The sequence below is a fragment of the Cuspidothrix issatschenkoi CHARLIE-1 genome (assembly GCF_002934005.1).
GTDB classification, from domain to species: domain Bacteria; phylum Cyanobacteriota; class Cyanobacteriia; order Cyanobacteriales; family Nostocaceae; genus Cuspidothrix; species Cuspidothrix issatschenkoi.
On record NZ_PGEM01000202.1, the window covers coordinates 1 to 6,765 of the forward strand.

The window sequence follows — 6,765 nt, forward strand, 5'->3', positions numbered from 1 at the left end:
AACCACTCTAGTAGAGCCTATTTTAATTGCTAAAACAGTAAAGTTGGGAAAATATAAAATCTAACAGTAAAATCATTGATTAATTAGTAAAACATATTAAAATCGCATCAGGTATAAATTTTATAGAGGACTAACTCTAGCTCGGTATAGTAGTTTATCAGATTGCATATAGCCTGTATAACGTACCTTAACTATATCTCCCGGTTGTGCTGTTCCCTCTAGTAATTGGTGTAATTCTGGATTATATGGTACTTGTGCGCCCACATCAGCGATCGCGCTCAAACCCCAAGTCTGTAATAATGATTGTAAAGGTTTATCCACTAAAGGTAATATTTTCACTGCTGCTAATTGGTGATCCTCCCTAGCTCTGTGAGATGCTGTTGGCCATTGTAATATTAAAGACTCTAATATTTGTAAGCTCGACTGCTGAAACTCCTGCTGTAATATTTCTCTTTGTTGTTTTAAAGACGATGATAATCGCTGATATTCATTTTGTAAATCTTCCAATTGTCGTAATAAATCTTGGTCAAGATTCTCCACATCTGTTGAATTTAAAGTTTCAGACAAATTCTCACAGCTAAAAGTTTCTAGCAACTCATCTTGGGATATCCGTAAAACCTCCGCCAGTTTGATTAATATCCCCACGCGCATTTGCCCGATTTTACCCCTGCGTAACTGCAAAATTTGCCATTGTGAAATACCAGCAGCACGACTTAAGGATTTAAAACTAGCAAAACCGACTCTTTGCATCAAATTTTGCAAATTCTGGGTGTAGTTAATTTGCTCCATAAATTATGGGTTTTGACACTCCCCTGTCTAAAGATGCGGGGACTCTACCAGACTCACCGTTAGACGGTAGGTTAACACCAATCGCCCAAAAGGGCAAATCTCCTGTAGCGTAAGTTCCCCTATGCCCTACGGTACTTAATCCTAATGTGAGGATGTTAATACTGACGTTAATATTCCTATCTTCAACAAACCCACAATGATGACAAGCATGAGTTCTAGTTACTAGAGATTTTTGGACTTTTTGACCACAATTAGAGCAATTTTGGCTTGTATGATGAGCGGGAACATCCTTCCCATATTTATGTCCAAAATATTCTAACCATTGCCGAAAAGTTAACCAGCCAGCATCAGAAATTGACTTAGTTAAATGTCGGTTTTTTACCATGCCTTTAATATTTAAGTCTATATCTTTGCCAATATATAGCAGTTTCGGGGTATAGCTGTAGACAGAGTAGGGTTTTACTTCTGACTCCTGACTTCTGACTACTGCTATAAATGAGGTAAAAACTGAAAATCCAAACATGGCTTAGGCCAGGCCGCGCTATCAAACAGCAACAGTGTTTCACCTCCTGCCTTCTGCTATATCATACTCATAACGAGTTTTAGTTGCAATTGTGCCGAAAAAAAGACATAATGCTATTATAGAAGCGCATAAGCGAAAAACTATCATAGCAAATTTCAAATCTCTACAACAGCGGATGATCCATTAGATTAAGTTTTCATGAAAATCTTTATTTGGCGCTCTGGCTACAGATTAATCACAACTTTATGCTTATTGGGATTAACAGCCGCATCAGAACCTGTAAGCAAAAACCAGGATATAAAATTGCAAATTGGTATTGTCCAAAGATTCGGGGCTAAACCCACAGCCAAGTTACAATTATCGCCCACAAAAGGCGATCGCCTGACCTTAAAATTTCCAGTTGGTAGTCAGCAACAAACCCTCGTCACTGACAAACCCATCCAATTAACCACAATTATGGAAACCCTCAACCAACCAATAGTACAGGAAGTATTGGTTCTGGGGGATTTTCGCACCTTTGAAACCGCCGAAGATAATGCCAACCGTTGGCGTTCCCAGGGGATAGAAGTAGAAATAGCCCAGCCAGAACGCTGGCAAGTGTGGGCAAAACGGAATACCTACAGCACCCCCTTAATTCGTCGCCTTCTATTACAAAGTATAGAAAAATCTGGCGATGAAAACCCTTACTTAGCCACAAATATTCAACAACAAATACCCAAAATTACCTGGGTAGTCAATGGTAAAAACTATAGTCCCAATCACCTGGAGGTGACTAGCGGTAAAGACTTAATTAGGGTGAGTACGGATGAACAACTCCAAGAAAAGCGTCTTTACAGTGGCAAAATGACCCTACAACCCAATGCCTACGGAACTTATACCTTAGTCAATACAGTACCATTAGAAACCTATGTGCGGGGAGTATTACCCCATGAAATTGGGATCAATGCACCAATGGCAGCTATGGAGGCTCAAGCTATTATTGCCCGCACCTATGCTTTAAGAAATATCCGCAGATTTGCGGTAGATAATTATCAATTATGTGCAGATACTCACTGTCAAGTTTATCAAGGACTCAGCGGAGTTGCCAAAAATACAGATCAGGCCATTGCAGCTACCAGAGGCCAAGTACTAACTTACAATAATGAAATAGTTGATGCTTTATATTCTTCTACAACTGGTGGAGTTACCGCTAACTTTAGTGATATCTGGAATGGGGAAGATCGCCCCTATTTAAAACCAATTATAGATGCCCCCAATAATAATCTTTGGGACTTATCACGTCAAAATCTCGCAGATGGTCAGAACTTCCAGAAATTTATCAATCTCAAAACTGGATTTAATGAGAGTACATGGGATGTATTCCGTTGGCATAAGGAAACAGACATTAATAAAATTACCAAAGATTTACAGAAGTTTTTAAAGGCCAAAAAAAGCCCCTATAGTAACTTTCAGAAAATTGAGGCCATGTCTATAGTTGAACGTAGTACCAGTGGGAGAATTTTAAAATTGGCCGTCAAAACAGATATTGGTGTATTTACTTTACATAAAGATGAAGTGCGTAGTGCTTTCGCTGCACCTGTTAGCACTTTTTTTTATATTCAGCCTTTGAATAAAGGGCAAAAAAATATTTGGGGATATGCTTTTATTGGCGGTGGTTTAGGTCATGGGGTGGGTTTAAGTCAAACAGGCGCTCAAAACTTAGCCAAATTAGGTTGGTCTAGTACCAAGATTTTGCAGTTTTATTATCCTGGGACTAAAATTAAAGAGGGTAGGTAATTGGGAATTAGTAAAACGCATACCCAATTCCCAACCCCTTGGTTGTAATTAATTTTGTAACTAATAGCGGATAGCTATAGCTTAGTAAAGGTCTTCTTCTCTGTGGGTTTCGATGGTGACATCAGAAGTAGGATAAGCAACGCAAGTCAACACATATCCAGCTTCGATTTGATCATCATCTAAGAAAGACTGATCAGATTGGTCAACAGTACCGGAGACGAGTTTACCTGCACAGGTAGAACAAGCACCAGCACGACAAGAAAAAGGCAAGTCCAATCCTTTATCTTCTGCTGCATCTAGAATATAGGTATCATCGTCACAGTCAATAGTAGTAGTACCTTCTGGGCTGATTAGAGTAACTTTGTAAGTAGCCATTTAATAATCCTCTCTTGTGAAATCGGCAGTATAAGTTATTTTAAAGCAAACGCCACAGCTACTTTTGCAGGATTAGCCGTCGGTTTAAATTTGCTTCAATTCTGATACTAAGGGAAAAGTTAAAATTTATAACAGAAAATCAACCCCGATTAGTAATGAAATTTAGTTACTTATTACTAATAAGTTTTAGTTATATAAAATCCGTAGGTAGATAGATGTCAAGGTGAATCTTGGGGACATTCTTTGATATCGGCTCTATGAAACCTCTGGTTGGTCAGGAATTGCATCAGGTAGTTCATTTTCTACGCAGCGCAAACGTGGATATAAGTAAGCAATTAAGGTTGCAACTAGAGAAAACAGACCCATGATGATCAACATTAAACCCATACCGCGACCAGGGCCAACCCCAATAATCTGGCCAATGCTATTGGCTAAAGCCCCATCTTGCGCCATGATTGGTTCAAAAAATTGATCGGCTAATGCTCCGCAGGTGAGGTAGGCAAGTGGTAAAAACCCCTGCACAGCCGCGCCGCGAAAAGCAAAGACCCTTCCCTGTACGTCTGGCGCTACTTTTTTTTGATAGATGACTTGAATTGATCCATTGATGATGGGAATGATCAGAAATATCAAGAAATTGGCGATCGTAAATATAACTGTGGAAGCCTTCAACCCAGCTAATACATATAAGATGCCCAAAAATGCCATTGATACAAATATAGTATTGATCTGGCGTTCTAGCCCGCCCCAAATGCTCATCACTAGACTACCTACCAATAGTCCAGAACTGGCAATAGAATAGATAGTCCCCAGAGATTGAGTGGAAGCAAAGGAAAGCACTAAGGGTGTAGTTAAAGCTTCCGCACTACCAATGAGAAAGTTGCTAATGGCAATGAACATGACTAATCCGAGTAGTCCAGGACGTGCCACTAAATATTTCCAGCCAAAGGTGATTTGTTGCCAAAATGAATGGGTTTCGGCATCGGCATTTTCTGTGGACGAGATTTCAGGAAATTTAACTACCAGCAAACAGATCAAGGCCAAGGCTAATGTAGATAAATCAATGATGACAATTCCTGATAATTGCACAGTTACTAATAAGGCTGCTGCTAATGCGGGGGAGAGAATTTCGGCGATCGCTAATCTGATCTGTGTCATCGAACTAGCACGACCAAGTTGTTCTTTCGGCACAAGTAAGGTAGTCGCGGAGGAATAGGCTAGTCCTTGAAAAGCATTGAAACTGGAACTAATCCCACTGACTACACACAGACTCCAAACTTCTAAGTGATTACTGATAAATAACCAAGCAATTAGCAAGGTACATAAACCCGCACAAAAATCACTAATAATCATGATCCAGCGCCGAGGAAAGCGATCGACAACCACACCAGCAATCGGAGAGATCAAAATTGTCGGTAGGGTTGTGGAGAGAATCAGCAGTGTAAATTGAATTGTGGAATTCGTATGTTGATAAACCCAAATACTGAGCGCAAAACTGGTTGTCCGCGAGCCAACCAGAGACAACACTTGGCCAAACCAGATCAAGATAAACACGCTCATGCTTTGAGTCATCTCTCCTGGCTGACTGGAAAAATACTCAGTCCATCTCAATAAAGATGATTCAAATGTTGGTTGTTGTTTCAACTCTGGTGGGCTGTTTTCTAACATGGCAATAGTGATGTGTGGCAAAGCTTCATGGTTTAATGTAACATTTATTTCTCATTTTTCGGTTACATAGCAGTAATTATAAGTAGTCGAATAAGATCACCGACTTCTTAGAGAAGTCGGTGATCTGACTCTTGCAATGTTCACCAATCAAAAAATTCACAAACTTGACTAGTTGGATCTTGGACAAGCTGCTGAAGAATTTGCTGGTAATAGCTAAATAGAAACTGGATGGTTTCACTTGTAAATAACTCCGTGCTGTAGAAAACCTTAATTTCCATGGTGGGATTATTTACTGAAGGTGAAGAAACATAAATTTCTAAAGGAATTTCTCTATCCCACAAGTCGAGATCGCGCTTAATTGTGACAAATTCTACATCTAACATCCAGTCCTGCAAATTTTGTGGAGGTAACATAGTAACCGCAGCCGAGATGTTAAGTGTTTGTTTACTTTTTATAGTATCAATGACTGTTTGACTAGCAATTTCTTTATTATTAATAGCTTCTGTGAGAGTTTCTTGGGCTTGTTCAAAAAGAGTCAGTCCAGTTTGCTCCCAGGAAAGATGCGATCTCAAAATTACATCATTGATAAAGCAACCGAGCATCTTTTCAGTTTCCACCGGACTCCGATTACCAATAGTTGCCATGACTAAAATGTCGTTGTTACTACTGTACTTGAACAAAAGTATATTTAGAGCAGTAAGAATGATCACAAAGATGCTAACCTTTTGAGAACGGCAGAGGGCTTCGATTGATGTCACAATATTTGCTGGCAGAACCACAGAATAAATAGCTGCGCTGCTATTTTTGTTACTCAACGGTAGCTGATTGCTAGATATCTGATCAGATGCTAGTGAAGTATTAGTTAGTTTTTGTAGCCAGTAAGCCAATTGCTTTTCTATAACCTGTTCATTAAAGTATTGCCGTTGCCAGAGGATAAAATCTGCGTACTGAACAGGCAGTTCGGGTAGGGGTGAAGGTAAACCATTGACAAAAGCTGTATAGAGGATTCCTAACTCCTCCAACAACAGACCAAATGACCAGCCATCTGTGATGATGTGGTGCATATTGACTGTCAACCAATGTTCTTCTGGAGTTAGTCGCAGTAAAGTTGTTTTGATGAGCGGGACTAAAGCCAGATCAAAATGGTGATTATATTGCAGCGCGGCTAGTCTTTCTGCGACCGATGTTCGCTCTATTAAAGGTAGGTTTTGTAAGTCTATAATCTCTAATGGTATAGTCAGAGACGGGCTAATTACTTGTACAGGTTGACCTTCTACTAGAGTAAAAGCCGTGCGTAATATTTCATGACGATGAATTATTTCATTGAAACTGGACTCCAACGCAATTGCAGAAAGAGAGCCAGTGAAACGTAAAATAAAAAAGCTGTTGTAGGCGCAACTTTCAGGATCTAATTGTTGTAAATACCATATCAGTAAACCAAAAAGTTTTTCCAAAAGAGTAATTTTTACGGATTGAATGACGACTAAAAACGGAAATGGCAACAAAGGTTTTAGATGTGGGAACCCCTACCCCCATACAAACCAATCAAACACTAACCACCCAACGGCTTTACCCCGCACCAACCCTGGCTAATATCAGCTACCGCACCATTTGCCTCGGATTTTCCCTCCTGGCCC

Annotated in this window: 5 protein-coding genes and 1 pseudogene; 1 reads left to right on the forward strand and 5 read right to left on the reverse strand. The window is 39.8% G+C overall.

Translation table 11 applies throughout. The annotated features are described in order from the left end of the window. Positions 1-120: 120 nt before the first annotated feature. Both grpE and CUN59_RS20105 read right to left on the reverse strand, forming a co-directional pair. On the reverse strand, positions 121-789 hold the full coding sequence (gene grpE, locus CUN59_RS20100; protein ID WP_104389495.1) for a nucleotide exchange factor GrpE: 669 nt from the start codon (positions 787-789) through the stop codon (positions 121-123). Further along, positions 776-1,192, reverse strand: a pseudogene (locus CUN59_RS20105) (RNA-guided endonuclease InsQ/TnpB family protein); the annotation flags it as partial. The pseudogene CUN59_RS20105 and the gene grpE, both read right to left, overlap by 14 nt. A 318-nt stretch (positions 1,193-1,510) precedes the next feature. On the opposite strand from CUN59_RS20105, the gene CUN59_RS20110 reads away from it, so the two are divergent. Further along, the gene (locus CUN59_RS20110) at positions 1,511-3,088 is read left to right on the forward strand and encodes a SpoIID/LytB domain-containing protein (protein ID WP_104389496.1); all 1,578 of its coding nucleotides are present in this window, start codon (positions 1,511-1,513) and stop codon (positions 3,086-3,088) included. 81 nt (positions 3,089-3,169) lie between these two features. Here CUN59_RS20110 and CUN59_RS20115 read toward each other — a convergent pair whose 3' ends face one another. From CUN59_RS20115 to CUN59_RS20125, 3 genes are all read right to left on the reverse strand, one after another. Then, complete coding sequence (locus tag CUN59_RS20115) at positions 3,170-3,463, reverse strand: ferredoxin (RefSeq protein ID WP_104389497.1); 294 nt, start codon at positions 3,461-3,463, stop codon at positions 3,170-3,172. Positions 3,464-3,718: 255 nt separating this feature from the next. Then, the gene (locus CUN59_RS20120) at positions 3,719-5,149 is read right to left on the reverse strand and encodes an MFS transporter (protein WP_306460525.1); all 1,431 of its coding nucleotides are present in this window, start codon (positions 5,147-5,149) and stop codon (positions 3,719-3,721) included. Positions 5,150-5,268: 119 nt separating this feature from the next. After that, positions 5,269-6,633, reverse strand: a complete 1,365-nt coding sequence (locus CUN59_RS20125; protein ID WP_243407004.1) for a condensation domain-containing protein — start codon at positions 6,631-6,633, stop codon at positions 5,269-5,271. Positions 6,634-6,765 lie beyond the last annotated feature (132 nt).

Bases quoted from the DNA above. Each gene is read 5' to 3' on its own strand.
- grpE (WP_104389495.1), bottom strand. From the start codon at position 789: ATGGAGCAAATTAACTACACCCAGAATTTGCAAAATTTGATGCAAAGA.
- CUN59_RS20110 (WP_104389496.1), top strand. From the start codon at position 1,511: ATGAAAATCTTTATTTGGCGCTCTGGCTACAGATTAATCACAACTTTA.
- CUN59_RS20115 (WP_104389497.1), bottom strand. From the start codon at position 3,463: ATGGCTACTTACAAAGTTACTCTAATCAGCCCAGAAGGTACTACTACT.